Source organism: Propionicimonas sp., assembly GCF_047606205.1.
Taxonomy (GTDB): domain Bacteria; phylum Actinomycetota; class Actinomycetes; order Propionibacteriales; family Propionibacteriaceae; genus Propionicimonas.
Window position 1 is genome coordinate 1 of record NZ_JASGES010000146.1, and the last position, 22,765, is coordinate 22,765.

At 70.0% G+C, this 22,765-nt stretch carries 20 protein-coding genes; 13 read left to right on the forward strand and 7 right to left on the reverse strand.

Annotation, left to right across the window (positions count from 1 at the left end; translation table 11 throughout):
* Window positions 1-87: 87 nt before the first annotated feature.
* From QM633_RS09330 to QM633_RS09340, 3 genes are all read right to left on the reverse strand, one after another.
* Complete coding sequence (locus tag QM633_RS09330; protein ID WP_415153480.1) at window positions 88-1,494, reverse strand: ABC transporter substrate-binding protein; 1,407 nt, start codon at window positions 1,492-1,494, stop codon at window positions 88-90.
* Between the two features lie 107 nt (window positions 1,495-1,601).
* Window positions 1,602-2,531: a carbohydrate ABC transporter permease gene (locus tag QM633_RS09335; RefSeq protein ID WP_415153481.1), complete on the reverse strand. Its 930-nt coding sequence runs from the start codon at window positions 2,529-2,531 to the stop codon at window positions 1,602-1,604.
* An 11-nt stretch (window positions 2,532-2,542) separates the two neighbouring features.
* The gene (locus QM633_RS09340; RefSeq protein ID WP_415153482.1) at window positions 2,543-3,484 is read right to left on the reverse strand and encodes a carbohydrate ABC transporter permease; all 942 of its coding nucleotides are present in this window, start codon (window positions 3,482-3,484) and stop codon (window positions 2,543-2,545) included.
* Between the two features lie 192 nt (window positions 3,485-3,676).
* Here QM633_RS09340 and QM633_RS09345 point away from each other — a divergent pair, with 192 nt between their 5' ends.
* The 3 genes from QM633_RS09345 (at window position 3,677) to QM633_RS09355 (ending at window position 8,123) form a co-directional block, all read left to right on the forward strand.
* Window positions 3,677-4,783: a LacI family DNA-binding transcriptional regulator gene (locus tag QM633_RS09345; RefSeq protein ID WP_415153483.1), complete on the forward strand. Its 1,107-nt coding sequence runs from the start codon at window positions 3,677-3,679 to the stop codon at window positions 4,781-4,783.
* Window positions 4,783-7,020, forward strand: a complete 2,238-nt coding sequence (locus tag QM633_RS09350; RefSeq protein ID WP_415153484.1) for an alpha-galactosidase — start codon at window positions 4,783-4,785, stop codon at window positions 7,018-7,020. The genes QM633_RS09345 and QM633_RS09350 overlap by 1 nt, the downstream gene beginning before the upstream one ends.
* Before the next feature lie 80 nt (window positions 7,021-7,100).
* The gene (locus tag QM633_RS09355) at window positions 7,101-8,123 is read left to right on the forward strand and encodes a LacI family DNA-binding transcriptional regulator (protein ID WP_415153485.1); all 1,023 of its coding nucleotides are present in this window, start codon (window positions 7,101-7,103) and stop codon (window positions 8,121-8,123) included.
* Between the two features lie 321 nt (window positions 8,124-8,444).
* Here QM633_RS09355 and QM633_RS09360 read toward each other — a convergent pair whose 3' ends face one another.
* Window positions 8,445-10,373 (reverse strand): glycosyltransferase, encoded by a 1,929-nt coding sequence (locus QM633_RS09360; protein ID WP_415153486.1) that lies wholly within the window; start codon window positions 10,371-10,373, stop codon window positions 8,445-8,447.
* Complete coding sequence (locus QM633_RS09365; RefSeq protein ID WP_415153487.1) at window positions 10,370-12,046, reverse strand: hypothetical protein; 1,677 nt, start codon at window positions 12,044-12,046, stop codon at window positions 10,370-10,372. The genes QM633_RS09360 and QM633_RS09365 overlap by 4 nt, the downstream gene beginning before the upstream one ends.
* 261 nt (window positions 12,047-12,307) lie before the next feature.
* Here QM633_RS09365 and QM633_RS09370 point away from each other — a divergent pair, with 261 nt between their 5' ends.
* Entirely contained in the window at window positions 12,308-13,609 is a 1,302-nt protein-coding gene (locus QM633_RS09370) for a PocR ligand-binding domain-containing protein (protein WP_415153488.1), read from the forward strand.
* Window positions 13,566-14,696, forward strand: a complete 1,131-nt coding sequence (locus tag QM633_RS09375; protein ID WP_415153489.1) for a 1-propanol dehydrogenase PduQ — start codon at window positions 13,566-13,568, stop codon at window positions 14,694-14,696. The genes QM633_RS09370 and QM633_RS09375 overlap by 44 nt, the downstream gene beginning before the upstream one ends.
* Window positions 14,697-14,893: 197 nt before the next feature.
* Here QM633_RS09375 and QM633_RS09380 read toward each other — a convergent pair whose 3' ends face one another.
* Together QM633_RS09380 and QM633_RS09385 are read right to left on the reverse strand one after the other, a co-directional pair.
* Complete coding sequence (locus QM633_RS09380) at window positions 14,894-15,319, reverse strand: EutP/PduV family microcompartment system protein (protein ID WP_415153490.1); 426 nt, start codon at window positions 15,317-15,319, stop codon at window positions 14,894-14,896.
* The gene (locus QM633_RS09385; protein WP_415153491.1) at window positions 15,316-15,657 is read right to left on the reverse strand and encodes a BMC domain-containing protein; all 342 of its coding nucleotides are present in this window, start codon (window positions 15,655-15,657) and stop codon (window positions 15,316-15,318) included. Before QM633_RS09385 ends, QM633_RS09380 begins: the two co-directional genes overlap by 4 nt.
* Before the next feature lie 266 nt (window positions 15,658-15,923).
* Between QM633_RS09385 and pduA the strand changes: the two genes are divergently transcribed.
* The 8 genes from pduA to QM633_RS09425 form a co-directional block, all read left to right on the forward strand.
* Entirely contained in the window at window positions 15,924-16,202 is a 279-nt protein-coding gene (gene pduA / locus QM633_RS09390) for a propanediol utilization microcompartment protein PduA (protein ID WP_415153492.1), read from the forward strand.
* Window positions 16,203-16,216: 14 nt separating this feature from the next.
* Complete coding sequence (pduB, locus tag QM633_RS09395) at window positions 16,217-17,020, forward strand: propanediol utilization microcompartment protein PduB (protein ID WP_415153493.1); 804 nt, start codon at window positions 16,217-16,219, stop codon at window positions 17,018-17,020.
* A 13-nt stretch (window positions 17,021-17,033) separates the two neighbouring features.
* Entirely contained in the window at window positions 17,034-18,695 is a 1,662-nt protein-coding gene (locus tag QM633_RS09400) for a propanediol/glycerol family dehydratase large subunit (protein WP_415153494.1), read from the forward strand.
* 13 nt (window positions 18,696-18,708) lie between these two features.
* Window positions 18,709-19,371 (forward strand): propanediol/glycerol family dehydratase medium subunit, encoded by a 663-nt coding sequence (locus QM633_RS09405; RefSeq protein ID WP_415153495.1) that lies wholly within the window; start codon window positions 18,709-18,711, stop codon window positions 19,369-19,371.
* A gap of 9 nt (window positions 19,372-19,380) precedes the next feature.
* Window positions 19,381-19,899: a diol dehydratase small subunit gene (locus QM633_RS09410; protein WP_415153496.1), complete on the forward strand. Its 519-nt coding sequence runs from the start codon at window positions 19,381-19,383 to the stop codon at window positions 19,897-19,899.
* An 82-nt stretch (window positions 19,900-19,981) separates the two neighbouring features.
* Complete coding sequence (locus QM633_RS09415; RefSeq protein WP_415153497.1) at window positions 19,982-21,796, forward strand: diol dehydratase reactivase subunit alpha; 1,815 nt, start codon at window positions 19,982-19,984, stop codon at window positions 21,794-21,796.
* Window positions 21,797-21,923: 127 nt separating this feature from the next.
* Window positions 21,924-22,274 carry a glycerol dehydratase reactivase beta/small subunit family protein gene (locus QM633_RS09420; protein ID WP_415153498.1) on the forward strand — a complete coding sequence of 117 codons (351 nt, stop codon included), beginning with the start codon at window positions 21,924-21,926 and terminating at the stop codon, window positions 22,272-22,274.
* Window positions 22,275-22,289: 15 nt separating this feature from the next.
* Window positions 22,290-22,765: BMC domain-containing protein (locus QM633_RS09425; RefSeq protein WP_415153499.1), on the forward strand; the 476-nt coding region annotated here is incomplete at its 3' end.

Consider the following 22,765-nt stretch of genomic DNA (forward strand, 5'->3'; position numbering starts at 1 on the left):
CCCCCGGCCGAGCCGCGGGGCCGGCGGCCCTCTTCCGGGGGCCGGCTGCCTGGCGCAGCCGACGGCCCCCGGCGAGGGCCCGGGCGGCTACCCGAACAGCTGGTTGACCTGGTCGTTCGCCGCGGTGAGCGAGTCGGCCGTGGCCTTCCCGGTGAACACCGCGTCCACCGCCGGGGTCATGATGTTGTTGATCTCGGACGCATGGTCGGTGATCGGGAACAGGAACGTCGTGCCGTCCTTCACGTGGACGAGGAAGGACGAGTCCACGTCGATCCCCTTCGCTGCGAAGGCCGAGGCCGCCGCGTCCGTGCCGCTGGGGATGGCAGGGAAGACCACACCGGACTTGCCGACGATGTCCTGGCAGGCCGCCGAGCCGAGGAACTCGACCCACTTGGCTGCCGCCGGCTTGTTCTGCGACCCGGCCCAGATCGAGTCGGCCAGCCCGTTGTACATGCTGGCGCGCTTTCCGTCCGGTCCGGTCGGGGTCGGTGCGAGGCCGGTCTCGACGCCCTTGTAGCCGAACATCTGGTTGATCATCCACGAGCCGTTGGTGATCATCGCGTACTTCCCCGCGCCGAAGATGTCCGCGGAGCTCTGGCCGGTGACGGACTCGAGGCTGGGCATGTACCCCTTCTCGATCAGCGAGCGCATCCACGTGATTGTGTTCTGGAACTCGGGCTTGTCGTAGTTGTAGTGGGTGCCCCACGGGTTCTTGTCGGTCACCGTCCAGCCGGTGGTGCCGGTGTACATGCTCCACTGGGTCTGGCCGTTGCCGCCGCCCGAGCCGCCGTCGAGGCCGAGGCCGTAGACCTTCACGTGGTTCTTGTCGAAGCCGGCCTCGTCACCGCGGGTGCCGTTCGCGTCGACGGTGAGGTGGGCGATCATCTTCTCGTAGGAGCCGCCGTCGGTCGGGTTCCAGGTCATGGATCCCAGGTCGGAATCGCTGACCCCGGCCTTGGAGATCAGCAACTTGTTGTAGAAGATCGCGACCGTGTCGAAGTCCTTCGGCAGGCCGTAGCGCTGCCCGTCCTGGCCCACCCACAGATCGGCGAGGCCCTTCTGGTAGCTGTCGGTCGCCACGCCGTCCTTGGCCAGGGTGGCGTCCAGCGGGACGAGCTGGCCCTGGGTCACGAACTCGGGGTACTTCGACAGGTGGTTGGTGAACACGTCCGGAGCGGTGCCGGCGACGAAACCGTTGGTGATGTTCGTCCAGTAGTCGTCCCAGCTGTACTGGGTGATCTTGACCGTGACGTCCGGGTTGGCTGTGTGGAAGGCGTCCGCGCACTGCTGGTAGACCGGCTTCTGGTTGCTGTCCCACAACCAGTAGTTGACGGTGCCGGAGGCGCTGGAGGTGTCGATGGCCTCGCCGGTGGCTGCGGCGTTGCCACCGGTGCCCGTCGTGCCGGCGTCGCTGCTGCAGGCGGTGAGGGAGAGGGCGAGCGCGGCCACAGCGGAAATCGCTGCACCGGCCGTTCGCCAGGTGGGTCGGGACATGGGTCGACCTTTCTTCGGATGGGTTGGATGCGGTCGTGCATGGTCCTCCGGCCCGGTGCTCCGGGTCGGCGGGCTGTTCGGGAACCCGCTCAGCGGGCGGTGGGGGGCTACTTCGAGCCGGAGTAGCCGATCGAGTCGATGATCTTGCGGGCGAAGGCGAAGAACAGGATCAGCACGGGGAGCGCGGCGATGAGCGTTGCGGCCATCAGGCCCGCCCAGTCCGGTGAGCCCGCCGGCGTCTGGCTGCGGAAGACGCCCAGCGCGACCGTGAGCACCTTGGTCGAATCCGAGTTGCCCACCAGCAGCGGCCAGAAGTAGTCGTTCCAGGTGTTGATGAACGTCAGGATCGCGAGTGTCGTGATCGGGGCGGTGCTCATCGGGAGGATGATCCGGAAGAACGTCCGCCATGGCCCGGCGCCGTCCAGGGACGCGGACTCCTCGATCTCCCTGTTGATGCCCAGGAAGAACTGGCGCAGGAAGAAGATCGCGAACGGGGTCATCAGGAAGGTCGGCAGGATCATCCCCGGGAAGGTGTTCAGCAGACCGAGGTTCTTGATCAGGACGAAGTTCGGCAGGCTGGTGAAGATCGGCGGCACCAGCAGTGCTCCGAGGAAGACGCCGAACACGATGTTGCGTCCGGGCCAGCGCAGCCGGGCGAAGGCGTAGGCAGCCATCGAGCAGAAGAAGACCTGACCGATGGTCACGGCGCCGGCGTAGATCACCGAGTTGCGCAGGTACAGCCAGAAGTTCACCGAGGCCCCGGAGCCGCCCTCTGCGATCGCCTGCGCCTGGGTGCCGAGGCCGAGGACGCGCTGGAAGGCGCCCCAGGTGAAGTCGACCGGCAGCAGGGAGCCGGGGTCGGACGGCAGCGATCGGGTGGTCGAGAAGGCGGTCCGGATCATCCACAGGAACGGGAAGATCGACAACGCGAGGAAGAAGATCATCGCGACCCAGGCGAGGATGCGGCCGGGGGTGAGGGTGCGGCGGAGCCGCTTCTGGGCGGCGTCGGCGCGAGCAGCGGTGGTGGTGGTTGACATGGCCCTACTCCTCACGCGAGGTCGGATTCGCCGGCGCGGAGCAGCCGGAGCTGGAGGGCGGCCATCACGGCCAGGATCAGGAAGAGGATCACCGACAGGGCGCTGGCGTAGCCGAACTGACCCTCCGCGAACGCCTTCTGGTAGATGTAGTACTGGAACACTCGGGTGACGTTGACGGGGCCGCCGCGGGTGGTGACGGCGACCGTGTCGAAGACCTGGAAGGAGCCGGTCACCGTGATCACCAGGACCATCGCGAGGACGGGCCGGAGCAGCGGCAGCGTGATCCGCCAGAACGAGCTCCACTCCGAGCTGCCGTCGATGGCCGCGGCCTCGTAGACGTACTTGGGGATGGTCTGGATGCCGGCGAAGACCAGCAGTGCGGTGTAGCCCATGTGCCGCCACACGTTGACGAACGCGATGGTCGGGATCGCCCAGAACTCGTCGCCGAAGAAGGCGATCCGGTTGAGCCCGGTCGACTCGATGAACTGGTTGACGATGCCGATCTGGTAGTCGAGCAGCCAGAACCAGACCATGGCCGCGATCACGTTCGAGATCAGCCAGGGCAGCAGCAGCGCACCGCGGAGCAGGGTGGACTGGGTGAGCCGCTGCATCAGCACGGCGAGCAGGATCGCGATCACCGTCTGGAAGCCGATGTTCAGGATGACGTATTCGATCGTCACCCCGAGTGCGTTCCAGAACAGCGGGTCGCTGCCGATCTTGGCGAAGTTGGCGAAGCCCACCCACTTCGGCGTGCTCAGGATGTTGTACTGGGTCATGCTGAAGTAGAAGCCGCGGATCGTCGGTACCAGGAAGAACGTCACGAAGCCGATCAGGGCCGGCAGGATGAAGACCAGTGCGGGACCCAGCTCGTTGCGGCCGCCCGATGCTCGCGACGAGGCGTTCCTGGTTCGGCGGGACGGGCGTCCGATCCGGACTGCTGTGTTCGTACTCACCACTTTTCCCCTCGTTGGGATGGTGCCGCTGTGCGCGGACTCTGTCGATGGCGGAGACGCTACACGTGTAGAGTCAGCTCGCGCAAGATCTTGATCAGGGCCAATTCTCTGCGCTTGCATGGGGATGGCGGATCGTGAAAGCCTTTGATCTATTGGTGTAGATCATCGGTTTGGGTTGAAGGAGTTCCACCTGTGCTTGCCCCGCACGTCGCCGCCGCCGTGAGCCCCGCAGGGGTGTCCGGGCGACGCGCTGCCGCGACCAGGGCGGACGTCGCCCGCCTCGCCGGGGTGAGCACGGCCGTGGTCAGCTACGTGGTCAACAACGGGCCGCGCCCGGTGGCCGCGACGACCGCCGCGCGCGTGCGGGAGGCGATGGACCTGCTCGGTTACGTCCCCAACGCGAGCGCGAGGGCGCTGCGCCGGGGCACCACGGAGCTGCTCGGCCTCGTCGTGGCCGATCCGCTGAACCCCTACTTCACCGAGTACACGGCCGAGCTCGTGAAGGCGGCGGACCGGGCGGGCAAGCGGCTGCTGGTGGTCGACACCTACCTCGACGAACGGATCGAGGCGGGCCTGGTCGACGACCTCGTCTCCCGCCAGGTGGACGGGCTGCTGTTCGCCAGCACGCTGACCCGGCTGGAGGAGTATCCGGCGCTGCGCTCGGCAGGGATCCCTGCCGTGCTGATCGACTGCCCCGGCCCGGTCCCTGGCCGGCGGACGGTGGGCACGGACGCCGCGGGTGCGGCCGGGCTGCTGGTCGACCACCTGGTCGGGCACGGCCGGCGCCGGATCGGGCTGGTGGTCGGCGACGGCGGGTTCGGTGACCCGGACCCCCGCGAGCAGGGCTGGCGGCGGGCATTGCGTGCCGCCGGCCTTCCCGAGGGACCGGTCGTGCGCGTGCCGTGGAGCCGCGAGGGCGGCTACGCCGGCGGGCGCGTCCTGCTCGAGACCGACCCGCACCTCGACGCGGTGTTCGCGAGCAACGACCAGCAGGCGATCGGCCTGCTCCGGGCCCTGCACGAGCGTGGCGTGCGCGTTCCCGAGGACGTCGCCGTGGTCAGCTTCGACGGCACCAGGGAGTCCGAGTTCTGCTGGCCGGCCCTGACCGTCGCCCGGCAGCCGCTGCCGCTGCTGGCCCGCGCCGCCATCGAGCTGCTCGGCGAGCCCGAGCGGGCGCGCGGCACGCACCGCCAGTTCGATGCCGAACTCGTCCGGCGCAGTTCGTGCGGCTGCACTCCCGACCGGATCCAGCCTGCGAGGGTCGACGTGATCACCCGCGAACACCGAAGGAGCAGCTGATGCCCGAACCCGTGAACGCCTACGTGGTGCTGCGCGCGGAGGAGGTGTGCGTCGTGCTCGACCTCGCAGCAGGCAGGCTGCCCGCGGTCGTGCACTGGGGAGCCGACCTGGGGGCGCTCGGCCGGGACGATGTCGAGGCGATGGTGCTCGGCGCGGTCCCCCCGATCGCGCCGAACGCCGTGGACGAGCCGGCCCGGGTCGCGCTGCTGCCCGAGCACCACACCGGATGGGTGGGACGCCCGGGGCTGAGTGGATCGCGGGGAGGGCGGGACTGGTCGGCACGGTTCACGACGACCTCGTTGAGTGTGGACGGGGCGCCCGCGTCCGGCTTCGTCTCATCCGGCGCGGGCGTCGTGGAGGTCGCCGCCACCGACGAGGTGGCGGGACTCGAGCTCGCGCTGACGATCGAGCTGACCTCGAGCGGGCTGCTCCGTACCCGCGCCGTCCTGACCAACGCCGGCGCGGAGCCCTACCAGCTGGACGACCTCGTCCTGGCCTATCCGGTACCCGCGGTCGCGTGCGAACTGCTCGACTTCGCGGGGCGCTGGGGCAACGAGCGGGTGCCGCAGCGCCGGGACTTCTCGGTGGGAACACACCTGCGGGAGGGCCGCAAGGGACGCACGGGCGCCGACGCCGCGACCGTCCTGCACGCGGGCACGCCGGGTTTCGGGTTCGGGTCGGGGGAGGTCTGGGGCGTCCACGTCGGCTGGAGCGGCAACCACACCCACTACGCCGAGCGCGTCTTCACCGGGGAGAAGGTGCTCGGCGGCGGCGAACTGCTGCTGCCCGGTGAGTTGGTCCTGCAGCCGGGAGAGGCGTACCGGTCCCCGTGGCTGTACGGCTCCTACGGCGTCGGCCTGGACGCCGTCGCGCGCCGGTTCCACCGGTTTCTGCGCGCCCGGCCGAACCACCCCTCCGCCGATCGTCCGGTGACCATCAACGTGTGGGAGGCCGTGTATTTCGACCACTCGCTGCAGCCGCTGCTGGAGCTGGCCGAGAAGGCTGCGGTGGCGGGGATCGAGCGGTACGTGCTGGACGACGGATGGTTCGGCTCGCGCCGCGACGACGGCGCGGGGCTGGGCGACTGGGTGGTCAGCCCGGAGGTGTGGCCGGACGGGCTGCACCCGCTGGTGGACCGCGTCCGGGGGCTCGGCATGCAGTTCGGACTGTGGTTCGAGCCGGAGATGGTCAACCTCGACTCCGACGTGGCCAGGGCGCACCCGGAGTGGATCATGGCGACCGGGGGCCGCCTGCCGGTGCCGTCCCGGCGCCAGCAGGTGATCAACCTCGGCATCGACGAGTGCTACGCCCACGTCCGCGACCAGATCCTGGCGATCCTCGACGAGTACGAGATCAGCTACATCAAGTGGGACCACAACCGGGACCTGATCGACGCCGGCACCTGGCCGGACGGCCGTCCCGGCGTGCACGCCCAGACGCTGGCCACCTACCGGCTGATGGACGAGCTCAAGGCCGCCCACCCCGGTCTGGAGATCGAGTCGTGCTCCTCGGGCGGGGCACGGGTCGACCTGGGCGTCCTGGAGCGGGCCGACCGGGTGTGGGTGTCGGACTGCATCGACCCGCTGGAGCGGCAGTCGATGCTGCGCTGGACCACCCAGCTGGTGCCGCCGGAGATGCTGGGCTCGCACATCGCGTCCGGGATCTCGCACACGACAGGCCGGTCGCACGACCTGAACTTCCGGGCCGCGACGGCACTGTTCGGACATCTCGGCGTCGAGTGGGACCTGCGTAGCGCAACGCCCGCCGAGCTCGGCGAGCTCACCGAGTGGATCGCCTTCTACAAGGCCAACCGCGACCTGCTGCTGGGCGGCGACCTGGTCCGCCTCGACGCCTCCGACGACGCCCTCCTGGCCGGTGGTGTGGTCGCCCCGGACGGCTCCAGGGCGATCTACTCCTTCGCCGCGGTGGCGACCGTGACCACCAGCCTGCTCGGCCGGCTGCGGTTCCCCGGGCTCGACCCGTCGCGCCGGTACCGGGTGCAGCCCGCCCTGGTCGGGCACGCGCCGTCCGGCATCCACCCGCCGCGATGGTGGGGTGTCGAGCGTGACCTCAGCCGGGAGATCGCCGACGTCTCCGGCGGTCGCGCGCCCAGCCTGCGCCGCACCGGCGCCGAGGCCGGCGTCGTGCTGCCGGGCGCGGTGCTGGCGTCGTCCGGCCTGATGGACGCGCCGGTGAACCCCGACCACGTCGTGCTCTACCTGGTGGACGCGGTCTGACCGGGTCGGTCCCGCCCTGCGGCATCCTGGGGCGGTTGCCAGGCACGCCGTAGGCTGGGCCGCCGACGGCAGGGGGAACGATGTCTGAGGGCAAGCCGCCGCGCGCGGTGACCAGGAACGACGTGGCGCGGCTCGCCGGGGTGAGTTCCGCCGTGGTGAGCTACGTCGTCAACGGCGGCCCGCGGCCAGTCGCCGAAGCCACCAGGGCGAAGGTGCTGGCCGCCATCGACAAGCTCGGCTACCGACCCAACGCGGCCGCGCGGTCGCTGATCACCGGGCGCTCCGACCTGATCGGCCTGATCGTGCCCGACGTCCGCAACCCCTACTTCGCGGCGCTCGCCCGTGCGGTGGAGACCGAGGCGCGCGCCCAGGGGGTGAATCTCGTGCTCGCCCAGGGGCGGACGGGGGACATGGCACCCCTGGTCGAGTCGCTCAGCGGCCACCTCGTGGCAGGGATCATCGTCGCCACCGTCCCCGAGCCCGACGCGGTCGCCGTGGTCGTGCGCAACCGGATCCCGCTGGTGCGGCTGAGCATCACCGTGCCGGGGACCGCGGGAGCATCGGTCTGGCCGGACTACTACCACGGTGCGCGCGCCGCCGTGGAGCACCTCGTCGACGTGCACGGACACCGTGAGGTCGCCCTCGTGATCGGCTCCGACCATCCCGAACGCGCCGACGAGGTGATGGACGAGCGCGAGCGCGGCTGGCGCGACGCGCTCGACCACGCCGGTCTCTCCACCCGGCACGTCGTGCGGGCGTTCTGGTCGGCCGACGGGGGCCGCGGCGCCGCGGCCCTGCTGGTCGCCGACCACCCGGAGGCGACGGCGGTGTTCGCATCCTCCGACCAGCAGGCGATCGGGCTCCTGTCCGGTCTCCACCGCGCGGGACGGAGCGTCCCCGACGACCTCGCCGTGGCCTCGTTCGACGGCTCGCCTGAGGCGGCCTTCACCGTGCCGTCCCTGACCACCGCCAGCGTCCCGGTGGCGGACATGGCTGCGGAGGCGGTGGCAGTGCTGCTCGGGGAGGACCGGCCGGTGCGCGTGCACCCCACGACCCTGGTTCGTCGGGAGTCGTGCGGCTGCCCGCTGGACCCGGGGAGCTGACCCGGCCGCAGAGCCCCCGACCACGGGGGCCCGCGAGCTCAGGGCCCGTGACCGCGGCGGGCAGGTGCGGCGACGCCGGCCCCAGAATGCGGCCCCAGAACGCGGCTCAGCCCCGCCTTTGATGGAAGGCGGGGCTGCGGGTCCCCTATCCCTAAAGGACTGCCCTTAGCTGTAACGCTGGAGTACAGGCTAGTCCCCGCAGGAGGAAGCGCGGGTGCGCCACGCCTGAGAATTCCTCGAGAGATCGGGCACGTCCCACGACGGGAACTCCGACCCCGACCAGAACCCGCCCGAGCGGTAGCGCCGCAGGGCAGGGCGGGCTCAGCTGGCCGCGGAGTGCGGGAGACCGGCGGTGTCGACGATGCCGTCGTCGTACTCCTCGGTGAGGCCGTGCGGCGTCTTCTCCCAGCGGTGGGGGTCACGGACCACCTGGATGGCTGCCCGCCAGGCGGCGTAGGAGTGCAGCAGCCAGTAGATCGGGACGAAGACGGCGAAGATCGCGATCCGCCAGTTGTAGCGGCGCCAGGCGGCCAGCCCCGAGACGATCGCCATCAACACGGTGAAGCCGACCATGTTGATGGTGCCGAAGACCAGCAGCCAGCTCGGCAACGCGATCGGCGCGACCGGGCCGATCAGCCACGCGAACAGGGTGAAGCCCAGCATCAGCGGGTAGAACAGGAACGCCATCGGCGTCCCGAGAATCAGGCCCACCATCGTGACCAGGCCCTTCCAGCCGTTGTGATGCACCCATTCCAGGGGCCGGCGGAGGTTCACGGCAGCCGTGATGATGTAGCCCTTGATCCAGCGGGTCCGCTGCCGGATCCAGGGGCCGACCTTGGCCGTCGCCTCTTCCCAGGTCGTCGAGGTCACCACGTCCACCCGGTAGCGGGACGCGGCCAGCCGCAGGCCGAGGTCGGCGTCCTCGGTCACGTTCCACGGATCCCACGCGCCGGCCTCGACCAGCGCCTTCAGCAGGAAGTGGTTGGACGTGCCGCCCAGCGGGATCGGGATGTCGGTGGTGTCCATGCCGGGCAGCATCGAGTCGAACCAGTGCGCGTACTCGATCGCGAACATCCTGGTGAGCACGTTGTAGTCGGCGTTGTAGTAGTTCAGGGCGGCCTGCAGGCAGGCCAGTGGCGGTGCGTGCCGGGAGCGGAACTCCGCGTCGTGCCGGAAGGACGACAGGACGTTCAGCAACTGGTCGGGGTCGGGCCGGTCCTCGGCGTCGAAGATCACGACGTACTCGCCGCGCGCGAACAGCAGCCCGTAGTTGCAGGCCCTCGGCTTGGTCCGCGGCTGCCCGTCCGGCACGATCAGCAGCCGCACGTAGGGCGGCGGGTCGGCCGCGCGCGCCGCCTCGATCGTCTCGGTGTCGTTCTCCTCCAGGAGCACCAGGACGTCCAGCTTCCAGCGCGGGTAGTGCAGGCTCTCGAGGTTCTCGATGATCTTCCCGATCACGTTGGCCTCCTGGTACACCGGCACCAGGATCGTGTAGACGGGCAGTTCGATCGCCCGCGCCATCAAGTCGTCCGCGTCCAGACCGCGGGCGGTGAGTTCGGTGCGCTCCGCCCGGGCGATCCGTCGCGATCGCAGCGACGTGAAGGGACGGAAGGCCGTCGAGACCACCTTGAACGAGGCATTGACGGCGAAAGCGACGTTCGCGACGGTGAGCAGGATGACCAGGGCGAGGCGCCAGTCGAACACCAGCCCCAGCACGCTGAGCACTCCGAAGGCGATCGGCACGACCTTCTGCCACGTGGCCAGCCCCTGCTTGGCCGAGAAGTCGGGGGCGCGGGACGCGAACCCCTCGGAGATCTCGAACAGGTGCTGCTCGCGCAACTCGCGCTGCACGGCAGCCTGGATCTGCGCGTCGCTCGCGACCCGGAACTCCACCCGCACGTCGGGGAAGCACCGGCCGACCTCCTCGACCAGGTCGGCGTCGGGGCGGACGCAGGTCGCGACGTACTGCACGTGCTCGTCCCTGCGCCACGGGATCCACCGCTGCCACTCCGCCGTGGTGAGTCCGGCGCTGGCGAGTTGACCCCCGTCGGGGGGCTCGGCGTCCAGGTCGACCAGCGGGACGCCCCAGTAGCCGGCTAGCGCCGCATACATCTGCTCGGGGGTGAGTGCCCCCTGCATGACCAGGTGCCGGCCGAGGCCGCCGCCCTCGACCTCCTGCTCCGCGCGCGCCCACATCAGGGCGCCCGCGTCGATCTGGCGGGTCGTCAGCAGGTGGTTGCCGAAGGTCATCCGCCGGTCCTCAGGTAGATCGTCACCGTGTCGTCGCTGAACGCCACCTGGTAGGCGCCCGCCACCGCCGGCGACGCGGCGAGCGCGTTCGTGACCGCGTCGGAGGAGTCGTCGCTCGCCCACAGCCAGCGGGCGTGCGCTGTCGGGTCGGCGATGGCGTCGCTGAAGAGGGTGTCGGTCGAGCGCAGGTAGTACTCGCGCAGCGGGATGCCGGCCAGCGGCAGGATGTTGTTGTCGGCCACGGCCTCGTCGAGGATGATCCGGCCGCCGTCGTAGTGACCACCCAGCCACTCGGCCGCGGACCGGGCTCCGGTCTTGAGCGTGTACTGCGTCGACGCCTCGCTGAGGACGAACGACCGCAGCGAGGGGTCCTGGAGCTGCCAGACCGACTGGCCGATGATCGCCACGGCGACCAGAGCGCCCAGGAGGCTCCGGCGCAGGTTCGCCAGCCGCGGGCTGGTCCGCTTCAGCCGGGTCGAGACCACGTCCACCCCGATGCCGGTCACCAGGGCCAGCGGCAGCACGGTCGCCATGCCGTACCGGTTGTTCCAGACGGAGGTGTCCGACGAGGCGGGGTTGAAGATGACGGCCTGGCCCGCGTAGAGGCTGAAGGCCATGAATGCCCAGGTGATCGAGGTCATCGCCAGGAACAGCCAGCGGTTCAGCGACCGCTCCGTGAAGACGAGGATGAGCAGGGCGGCGGCGGCCAGCGCCAGCGTCCCCGTCCCGGCCGTGCCGGCCACGGCGGCGTTCATGGTGGCGACGCTGCGGACGAGGTCGCCCTTGGTGGTCAGGCCCTGAGCGACCAGGTCGGCCTGGAGGGCGTTCGCCGAGTACTCCCCGAAGAGGAAGGCGAGCGGGTCGTGGAACGTGACCCAGTTGTAGGCGAGCCACCACAGCATCGTGGTGAACGGCACGACGGCGAAGCCGAACACGTACTTCACGACGGCGGCGAGGCGGCGGTCCCGCAACCAGGCCACCAGTGCGACGAACAGGGAGCCGGCGAGAACCAGTGCCCAGCCCTCGTAGCGCGACATCGTCGCGATGGCGGCAGGGATGCCGGCGAAGACCGCCAGCTCTCCGGGACTGAGCCGGCGGGACTTGGTCGCCCAGTTGGACACTCCGGCGAGCGTCCCGGAGATGCCGGCGATCAGCACCGGCTCGGTGAGCGCGGTCGAGTGCAGGTACAGCATCGACGGGTTGGCCACGATCAGGGCGACCACGACCAGCCGGGGGGTCAGGCCGAGCCCCCAGCGGGCGGCGGCGCGGTAGCAGCCGGCTGCGGTGGCGGCCAGGCATCCGGCCCCGAGGAGCGCGGCGCCCCAGCCGCTCTGCCAGGCCCACAGCCACAGCACGAACGGGGCCAGCAGGACGTGCGGGATGGGCAGCCAGACCGTGCCGAGCTGGCCGAGCCCCGGGTCGGTCATCGTGTCGAAGAGCCGGCGCGCGATGGTGAGGTGGCTGAGCGCGTCCCCGTAGGCGAGGCTCAACCCGGAGGGCACGAACGAGGCGGACGCGGCCAGCGAGGCCAGCCCGGCCACCACCGAGACCGGGACGGTGCCCGCGATTCGACGGCCCACCACGGGTGAGTGCAGTTCCTCCCACAGCCGGGCGACGCGCGCCCAGGCGGACTCGCGGTAGGAGCCGGGGATCGGGCCGGTGAGCGTCGTCAAGAATCGCACCTCAGAGGAGAGCAGCGGTGCTGGTGCAACACCGTCGGGGAGAACCCCGAAAACACTACTTCATCGACCCGACGGACCACCGCAGCAGGCCAGCTTGTCGCAGGAAATCATCGTTTGGCAATCTCCCCGGCGAAATCTGGAACGGTGCCGGCCCGCCCCCGGCCGGACCGGGGCGGTGGCACTTTTCCGGACTTCATCGGTGAGCTAGGGTCGGCAACGATCCAACCGGAGGCATCAATGGAGCAGCTTGGGATGGGGACGGTGCTGGACCTCGACCAGCTCCAGAAGGTACTCGAGGACTTCTCCGAGGCGACCGGCCTGGCGACGGTCGCGGTCGACACCCGGGGCGCCCCCGTGACGCCGGCGTGCGCCTTCACCGACTTCTGCCGGATGATGCGCTCCGACCCGATGCGGGACAAGCTCTGCCACGGTTGCGACGCGCACGGCGGCCTGCAGTCCCTCATCGAGGGGTCCCCGCAGGCCTACCGCTGCCACTCCGGGCTGGTGGATTTCTCCGTCCCGGTCACCGACGGGGACAAGTACGTGGGCGCCATCCTGTGCGGGCAGGTGCGCGTGCCGGAGGCGGAGCAGCCGGACTTCCTGACCAGCCGGACCGCCTGGCGGGGCGACGAGCAGCTGGAGGACCTGTACGAGCAGGTCCCGACCTCGAGCCTGAAGAAGATCGCCGCGGCGGCCAAGACGCTGCTGGGGCTGAGCCTGAGCATCGACGGCGTCCGGACCCACCGGGTCGCCACGCGTCCGGCTCCGGTGCTGAAGCCGTCGCTGCCCGTGCTCGCCCTCGTCCCGTACCGGCGCCCGCCCGAGCCCGAGCCGGACGCGGCTCCGGTCCCGCCGGCTCCGGAGGGCTTCGCCGCGGTACGCGCCGCGATGGACGCGGAGGACCTGGCCGGAGCGTTCGCCGAGGCGAGCCAGTTGCTGGACGACGCGTTCGCCGGCCCGGGGGACGTGCGGGCCCACGTCGCCGCGCTCGAGGACGTCGTTCTGGCGGTCACCGCCGACTGCGCGCCCCGGCTGGTCCCGCATCTCACCCAGGTCGTGAACCGGCAGCGGGAGCGCCGGACCCTGTCGGTGAACCGGTACCAGACGCAGCTCTACCTGGAGCGGTTGCTGGGGATGCTGCTGGACGAGATCGTGCGTTCGCGTCCGCACCGGCGCCGGGACCTGCGCGACCTGCTCAACGACATCGCGCGGCACCCGAACCGCGCCCTGTCGCTGACCGAGGCCGCCGCTGCCACGCACTGGTCGCCCGGCCACCTGTCGAAGTTGTTCAAATCGGTCACCGGCTACACATTCGTGTCGTATGTGACCGCCTGGCGGATCCAGCGCGCGCGGCTGATGCTAGCTTCCACCCAGATGCCGGTGCAGAAGATCGCGACGGAGCTGGACTTCAACCAGGTCAACTACTTCTCTCGCGTCTTCCGTGCGCACACGGGGATGTCGCCCAGCGAGTACCGGCGGCAGTTCTCTGCGCGCGACGGGAGACCAACCGGTGTTTCGCTTCCAGCTCACCACCACGCTCTGCTACGGGCCTGACTCCTTGTCGGCGCTGGCCGACCTCGACGGCCGCCGCGTCCTGATCATCACCGACTCCTTCCTCGCGGCGACGCCGCTGATGGGCCAGGTGCGCAGCGCGCTCTCCGCCGCGACGGTGGAGGTGTTCGACCAGGTGATCCCCAACCCGGACGTGGCCGCCGTGGCCGCGGGCCTGCGCGCGTTCCTCGCCTTCGGTCCGGACGCGCTGGTCGCCCTCGGCGGCGGGTCACCGATCGACACGGCGAAGGCCGTGCGCAAGCTCGCGCTCGAGCAGGGACACCGCGCCGACGCGGGCTTCTACGTGATCCCCACCACCAGCGGCACCGGTTCGGAGGTCACCTCCTTCGCCGTCGTGACCGACCCGCACAGCCACGCCAAGCTGCCGCTGACGTCGGCGGACATGCTGCCCGATGTGGCGATTCTCGACCCCGAGGCGGTTGCCACCGCGCCGCCGCGGCTGGTCGCGGACTCGGGCATGGACGCGGTGAGCCACGCCATCGAGGCCTACGTCGCGCTCGGCCACAACGACTTCTCCGACGCCCTCGCGGAGAAGGCGCTGCGGATCGCGGACACCTACCTGGTGCGCAGCTACCGCAGCAACACCGATCTCAAGGCGCGCGAGCACCAGCACACCGGCGCCACCATGGCCGGGATCGCGTTCCAGAACTCCGGGCTGGGAATCGTGCACGGGCTGTCCCACGCCATCGGCGGATCGTTCGCGGTCGCTCACGGGCGGCTCAACGGGATCCTCCTGCCGCACGTCATCGAGTACAACGCCGGCGTGCTGGGCCTGCGCCCGAGCCACGTGTCCCCGGTCGGCCGTCGCTACGTCAGCCTCGCCGGGGCGATCGGCCTGACCGCGTCCAGCGACCGCAACGTGGTGTTCGGCCTGGTCGGGTGGCTGGAGCGGATCCGCCGCGAGCTGGAGATGCCGGCCAGCATGACCGAGGCGGGCATCGACGCCGGCGAGTTCCGCGCCGCGATCCCTGCGCTGGCGGCCACTGCCCGCAAGGACTTCTGCACCTCCGGCAACCCGGTGCCCGCCACCGAGGGCGACCTGGCCGGCATCCTGCACGCGATCGTCTGAGCGTCCGCCGTTCGCCCGTGGACCGAGTGAGGAACCGTCCCCGATTCGGTCCACCTTCGGGCCGGGTCGAGTCGGGGACGGTTCTCTACTCGGTCCACTTTCGTTCAGGGCCGGGCCGGATCGGGGACGGTTCTCTACTCGGTCCACTTTCGGGCCGGGCCGGGGCGGGGACGGTTCTCTACTCGGTCCACCTTCGTTCAGGCCAGGCGCTCGGCGAGGGCGGGGATGCCCTCGCCGGTGACCGCGGAGACCTCGTAGATCTCGGTGGCCCCGGCGAGCCTCAGGTGGCTGCCGGCGGTGGCGATCGCGGTCGGGCCGGCCAGGTCGGTCTTCGTCACCACGCCGATGGACGGCGGCATGAAGAAGGTGGTGAAGCCGGGCTGGAACCTCGCGTCGGCGACGGTCGCCGATGCCAGCAGCACCACCAGGTCGACCTCGAAGGACGCCAGCCGGAGCGCGTGCTTGAACCACGGCAGTTCCAGGTACTCCCCAGGAGTGTCGACCACGTGGCCGTCGGTGTAGATCGTCTCGGTCTTCGCGTAGGCCAGGTCGGCGCCGTGGAGTCGCTGCAGCAGGGTGGTCTTGCCACACCCGACCCCACCGACCAGCAGGATCCGCTTCACGTCCGGGTCAGCGGCGGACGGGCGAAGCCGAGCTCGTCGCACAGCACCGACACCACACTCTCGACCGCCGACGTGACGTCGGTGAGCCGGCCGAGCACGACCAGCGAGCCGGAGAACCGGTCCACGAAGCCGAGCTCGACCGACGCGGCCTTGGTCGCGATGTCGGCGGCGATGATCGCCGCCTCGCTCGGGGTGATCGTCATGACGCCGATGGCGCCATCGGCCTGGGCGAGGCCGACCTTCGGGTAGAGGCGCGCATCGGGGTTGGCCACCACGTGGGCGAGCGTCACCTGCTTGCCAGGGACGAACTCCTGGATGATGCGCTGCTTCTCCGACATCCGTGCCTCTCGGTGATCGGGCGAGGCCCGCCCGCAGCCCATCGTCGGCGCGGCAGGGGAGGGTGTCAACCACTGTGCCGGTCCCGTGCAGACCAGCACGAATCGGTCACCGGAGTTGCATTTTCTGGCTCTCCTGGCGCCGGCGATCGGGCCGGAAAGTCGTCGCTCCAGGCGCGTTTATTGACCCGGTGTGGGCCTAGCGTCAAAGGCGAACGCCGCAGGTGGATTTCCCGCCGTGGCCCGAAGACCCAACGGAGGAGTCTGGAATGCAGGAAGCCCTCGGAATGGTGGAGACGAAGGGTTTCGTCGCCGCTGTTGAAGCCGCTGACGCCATGGTCAAGTCGGCCAACGTAGTTCTCATTGGAAGCCAGCGGGTCGGCTCGGGCCTGGTCACCGTGCTGGTCCGTGGCGATGTCGGTGCCGTCAAGGCCGCCACCGACGCCGGTGCCGTCGCCGCCCAGAACGTGGGCGAGCTGGTGTCCGTGCACGTCATCCCGCGTCCGCACACCGACGTGGAGAAGATCCTCCCGTCGGCCGAGAAGTGAGGTCGTGACCACCCATGGCTACTGAGGAACTGGTCAACCAGATCATGTCCGCCGTGATGAAGAAGATCGACGGCGGCGCCGCCGCTGCGTCCGCGGCACCCGCAGCACCCAGCTACGCCGGCGCCCGTCCGGCGAGCACCGAGTTCGTCGGCGCGAGCCCGATCGGCGACACGATCGGCCTGGTCATCGCCAACGTCGACCCGCAGATCCACGAGCTGATGAAGATCGACCCCAAGTACAAGTCGATCGGGATCATCGGCGACCGCACCGGCGCCGGTCCGCAGATCTTCGCCGCCGACGAGGCGGTGAAGGCGACCAACACCGAGATCGTCGCGATCGAACTGCCCAGGGACACCAAGGGCGGCGCCGGTCACGGCTCCCTGATCATCTTCGGTGCCGAGGACGTCTCCGACGCCCGCCGCGCCGTCGAGGTCACCCTGAGCGAGATCGAGCGCACCTTCGGCGACGTCTACGGCAACGATGCGGGCCACCTGGAGTTCCAGTACACGGCCCGCGCCTCGCACGCCCTGAACAAGGCGTTCGGCGCCCCGCTGGGCAAGGCCTTCGGCATCACGGTCGGCGCCCCGGCCGCGATCGGCGTGGTCCTGGCCGACACCGCGGTGAAGGCGTCCACCATCGACGTCATCGGCTACTCCAGCCCGGCCGCGGGCACCAGCTACTCCAACGAGGTCATCTCGTTCTTCACCGGTGACTCCGGCGCGGTGCGGCAGGCGATCATCGCCGCCCGCGAGGTGGGCCGCGGCTTGCTCGGTGCGATGGGCACCTACCCCGAGTCCTCGACGACTCCGTACATCTGAGACGAGGCACAACGTGCAGAGCAAGCGATTCGAGGCGCTCGACGCCCGTCCGGTCAACTCCGACGGGTACGTCACCGAGTGGCCTGAGGTCGGTCTGATCGCCATGAGCAGCCCGAACGACCCGAAGCCGTCGATCCGCGTGGTGGACGGCAAGGTCGTCGAGCTGGACGGCAAGCAGCGCGCCGACTTCGACATGATCGACACGTTCATCGCCGACTACGGGATCAAGCTGGACAACGCCGAGGCGGTCTGCAGGATGGACTCCCTCGAGCTGGCCCGCAAGCTGGTCGACTTCAACGTGCCGCGCGCCGAGGTGGTCGCACTGACCACGGCGATGACACCGGCGAAGATCACCGAGGTGGTCAGCCAGATGACCGTCCTCGAGATGATGATGGCCGTCACCAAGATGCGGGCCCGGATGACCCCGGCCAACCAGGCCCACGTCACCAACCTGAAGGACAACCCGGTCCAGATCGCCGCCGACGGCGCCGAGGCAGCCCTGCGCGGCTTCGCCGAACTGGAGACCACGGTCGGCGTTGCCCGCTACGCACCGTTCAACGCCATCGCCCTGATGGTCGGCGCGCAGGTCGGACGCCCCGGCATCCTCACCCAGTGCGCGGTCGAGGAGGCCACCGAGCTGAACCTCGGCATGCGCGGCTTCACCGCCTACGCCGAGACGGTCTCGGTCTACGGCACCGAGCCGGTGTTCATGGACGGCGACGACACCCCGTGGTCGAAGGCTTTCCTCGCCTCCTGCTACGCGTCCCGCGGCCTGAAGATGCGGTTCACCTCCGGCACCGGCTCCGAGGTCCAGATGGGCTACGCCGAGGGCAAGTCGATGCTGTACCTGGAGTCCCGCTGCCTCTACATCACCAAGGCGGCCGGCTCCCAGGGCATCCAGAACGGCTCGGTCTCCTGCGTGGGCGTCCCCGCGGCCGTGCCGAGCGGCGTCCGGGCGATCCTGGCCGAGAACCTGATCGCGATGGCGCTCGACCTGGAGTGCGCGTCCAGCAACGACCAGACCTTCACCCACTCCGACCTGCGGCGGGTGGCCCGCTCGCTGATGCAGTTCGTGCCGGGCACGGACTTCATCTGCTCGGGCTACTCTGCGACCCCGAACTACGACAACATGTTCGCCGGCTCCAACTGGGACGCCGACGACTACGACGACTGGCTGATCATCCAGCGCGACCTGAAGGTCGACGGTGGCCTGCAGCCGGTCCTGGAGGAGGACGTGGTCCGGGTCCGCAACCGCGCGGCCAAGGCGATCCAGGCGCTGTTCCGCGAGCTCGGCCTGACCGAGGTCACCGACGCCGAGGTCGAGGCCGCCACCTACGCCAGGGGCAGCCAGGACATGCCTGCCCGGAACGTGGTGGAGGACCTGAAGGCGGCCGAGGACGTCATGAAGCGCGGCATCACCGGTGTCGACCTGGTCAGGGCGCTCGCCAAGTCCGGCTTCGACGAGGTGGCCGAAGCCGTCTACGGAATCCAGAAGCAGAAGGTCGCCGGCGACTACCTGCACACCGCGGCGATCCTGACCAAGGACTTCGAGGTGATCAGCGCGGTCAACCAGCCCAACGACTACCGCGGGCCGCAGACCGGCTACCAGATCTCCGAGGAGCGCTGGAACCAGCTGAAGACCATCCGCCAGGCGATCAGCCCAGAGAACGTCTGAGGGAGGACGACAGATGGACGAGAAGACGCTGCGCAGCATCATCGAAGAGGTCATCAGGGAGTTCAGCGGCGGCTCGGGAGGGACGGCCACGGCCGTCGCGACCGCCCCGAGCGTCGCCTCCGCGGCCGGGGCGCTGTCGATCAGCGAGTCCGGGCCCGCTGAGCGCGGCACCAACCCGCGCGAGGTCGTGATCGCCCTGGCCCCCGGCTTCGGCGGCCGGATGACCGGCACGATCATCGGTCTGGACCACGGCGACGTCCTGCGCGAGGTCTGCGCGGGCATCGAGGAGCAGGGCCTGAGCTACCGGTTCATCCGGGTGTTCCGCACCGCGGACGTCGGCTTCATCGCCCACGAGGCGGCCAAGCTGTCCGGTTCGGGCATCGGGATCGGCATCCAGTCCCGCGGCACGACGGTGATCCACCAGAAGGACCTGCCGCCGCTGAGCAACCTGGAGCTGTTCTCCCAGGCACCGCTGATCGACCTCGACACGTTCCGGGCCATCGGCCAGAACGCGGCCAAGTACGCCAAGGGCGAGTCCCCCTCACCGGTGCCGGTCCGCAACGACCAGATGGCCCGGCCGAAGTACCAGGCCATCGCGGCGCTGTGGCACATCAAGGAGACCCAGCTCTGCGACCCGAACAAGAAGACCCAGGCCCTTCGGGTCGAGTACCGGTAGGAGAGCGACGTGGAATCCGAAGAACTGATCCGCCAGATCATGTCCGAGGTGATGGCGAACCTCGGCAAGGACCAGGTCACGTTCGCCAAGAAGCCGGCCGGGGCGTCCGCCACGGGCACCGTCGACCGGTCCAGCTACCCGCTGGGCGAGCGGATGCCGCAACAGATCAAGGCTGCGACCGGCAAGCCGCTGTCCGAGTTCAGCTTCGCGAAGGTGACCTCGGGCGAACTCGGCGCAGAGGACTTCCGGATCGCCCCGGAGACCCTCGAGCTGCAGGCCCAGGTCGCCGAGTCCGTCGGACGCGACACGCTCGCCCGCAACATGCGCCGTGCCGCCGAGCTGATCAAGGTGCCCGACGCGGAACTGCTGGAGGTGTACAACGCGTTGCGTCCCTACCGCTCGACGAAGGCGGAGCTGTACGGCATCGCGGACAACCTGGAGAGCACCTACGGGTGCACCGTGAACGCCGCCTTCATCCGCGAGGCCGCGGACGTCTACGAGAAGCGCGGACGCCTGAAGGCCGAGTGACCGGTTCCGGCGGGCTCCGACCACGGTGTCGGTCCCGCCGGGCACCGCTTCCCAACCCCACCACGATCGAGGACCCAGCGGCATGGCACTGATCGCCGGTATCGACATCGGCAACGCCACCACCGAGGTGGCACTCGCGGAGCTCTCCGCGGGTGCCACCCCGGTCTTCCTCGCGTCCTCGATCGTTCCCACGACCGGCATCAAGGGCACGGCGCAGAACACGCAGGGCGTGTTCGCCGCCCTCACCGTCGCGCTGGCCTCCGCCGGCCGCACGGTGGCGGACCTCGACCTGATCCGGATCAACGAGGCCGCTCCCGTGATCGGCGACGTGGCGATGGAGACCATCTCGGAGACGATCATCACCGAGTCGACGATGATCGGGCACAACCCCACCACCCCCGGCGGGCTCGGTATCGGCGTCGGCACCACGGTGCGGGTGGGCGACCTCGACCGCACCACCCCGGGCACCGCCTACATCGTGGTGGCCGACCGGAGCCACAGTTTCGAGGACGTCGCCGTCCGGATCAACGACGCGGCCACCCGGGTACAGGTCACCGGCGCGATCCTGCAGCGCGACGACGGCGTGCTGGTGCACAACCGGCTGCGGCACAAGATCCCGATCGTCGACGAGGTCGCCCTGATCGACAAGGTTCCGATCGGCATGCTCGCCGCCGTCGAGGTCGCCGAGGTCGGACGGATCATCGAGACCCTCGCGAACCCCTACGGCATCGCCACGCTGTTCTCGCTGAGCCCGGAGGAGACGGCCTCGGTGGTGCCGATGGCGCGCTCGCTGGTCGGCAACCGCTCCGCCGTGGTGATCAAGACACCGAAGGGCGACGTCACCGAGCGGCGGATCCCGGCCGGTTCGCTGACCTTCGTCGGCGAGCGCACCGCCAGTGTCGACGTGGACGGCGGCGCCGAGGCGATCATGCGAACGGCGGGCACCGTCGGGCAGATCAGCGACATCAAGGGCGAACCCGGCACGAACATCGGCGGGATGATGGAGAAGGTCCGCGTCGTGATGGGCCGCCTGACCGACCGTGACCCGTCCGGGATCGAGGTCACCGACCTGCTGGCCGTCGACACCCAGGTTCCGCAGAAGGTGTCCGGGGGCCTGGCCGGCGAGTTTTCGCTGGAGGCCGCCGTCGGGATCGCGGCGATGGTGCGGGCCGACCACCTCCAGATGCAGCGGATCGCCCACGACATGACCGCCCAGTTCGCGATCCCGGTCGAGGTCGGCGGCGTCGAGGCGGAGATGGCCGTCCGCGGCGCACTGACCACACCCGGAGCGTCCGTGCCCATCGCCATCCTCGACATGGGGGCCGGCTCCACCGATGCGTCCGTGCTGAAGGCGGACGGCACCGCGCGGTCGATCCACCTCGCCGGCGCGGGCAACATGGTGACCCTGCTGATCCAGTCCGAGCTGGGCCTGGAGAGCTCAGAGGACGCCGAGAACGTGAAGCGCTATCCGCTGGCCAGGGTGGAGACGCTGTTCAACATCCGCCACGAGGACGGCACGGTCGAGTTCTTCGACGAGCCGCTGCCGCCGCACACGTTCGCCCGCACCGTCGTCCTGCACCCCGAGGGCATGATCCCGCTGCCCCTGCGGGTGCCGCTGGAGGTGATCCGGCAGGTGCGGATCCGCGCCAAGGAGCGGGTCTTCGTCACCAACGCGCTGCGTGCGCTGGCCGCGGTCAGCCCGACCAGCAACGTCCGCGACATCGCCCACGTCGTGCTGGTGGGCGGCTCCGCGCTGGATTTCGAGATCCCGCAACTGGTGACCAGGGCGCTGGGGGAGTACCGGGTGGTTGCGGGACGCGCGAACATCCGGGGCAGCCAGGGGCCGCGCAACGCCGTCGCGACCGGTCTGGTGCTGGCCTGGGAGGCGCAGCGATGAATCCAGCCCACGAAGTTCTTCTGCTCCGCTCCGCTCCCCCGAACAACTCCGCGGGGACCCCGATGAGAACCCCATGGAGTTCTTCTGCTCCGCTCCGCTCCCCCGAACAACTCCGCGGGGGCCCCCGATGAAGCCCGACCGTCCCACGATCCGGCTCCGGCTGAACGAGCGGATCCCCGAGCCCAGGGTGGCCGAGGTGCTGCACGGCATCGAGGAGGAGGGCGTGCCGGTCGAGGTGAGCAGGCACGCCGAGCTGAACCCGCTGGTGCTGGCGCACGAGGCCGCCGTCGAGTCCCGGCTCGGGATCGGGATCGGCGTCAGCCTGGAGTTCGTGGTGATCACCACGGAGAAGCTCCCCCAGGGCCGTCCCTACCTGGTCGAGAACCTGAACCGGGGCGAGGCCAGTGACCGGGCCGCCGGCGCGAACGCTGCGCGGCTCGTCAAGCGAATGCCGTTGACCGACCTGACTGCTGTGTGAAGAAGGAGCAGAACCATGCCCAACCTGAGCCTCGGCACCATCGAGGTGCTCGGCCTCCCCGCAGCCGTGGAGGCCGCCGACGTCGCGCTGAAGACCGCGGACGTGACCCTGATCGGCTACGAGACCACCGACGGGATGGGGATGGTGGCGGTCAAGATCGAAGGCCAGGTCTCCGCCGTGCAGTCCGCGGTGGCCGCCGCCTGTGCGGCCGCGTCCCGGATCACCAAGGTGTTCGCCACCTCGGTGATCCCCCGTCCCAGCGACCAGCTCGAGCAGGTCGTCCTGACCGAACTCACCGTCGGCCTCGAGCTCCCGTCCCCCGCCGACGTGTCCGAACCCGAGCCGGCCCCGGCCGGCTCGGACTCCGACCCGTCGGAGGTGGAGACGGGCGAGCCGGTGCCGGAGCTCCCGGCGGCGCCGGGGGAGGCGGGCGAGCCGGTGCCGGAGCTCCCGGCGGCGCCGGTGCTGGCGGACGCGGAGGCTGCCCCCGC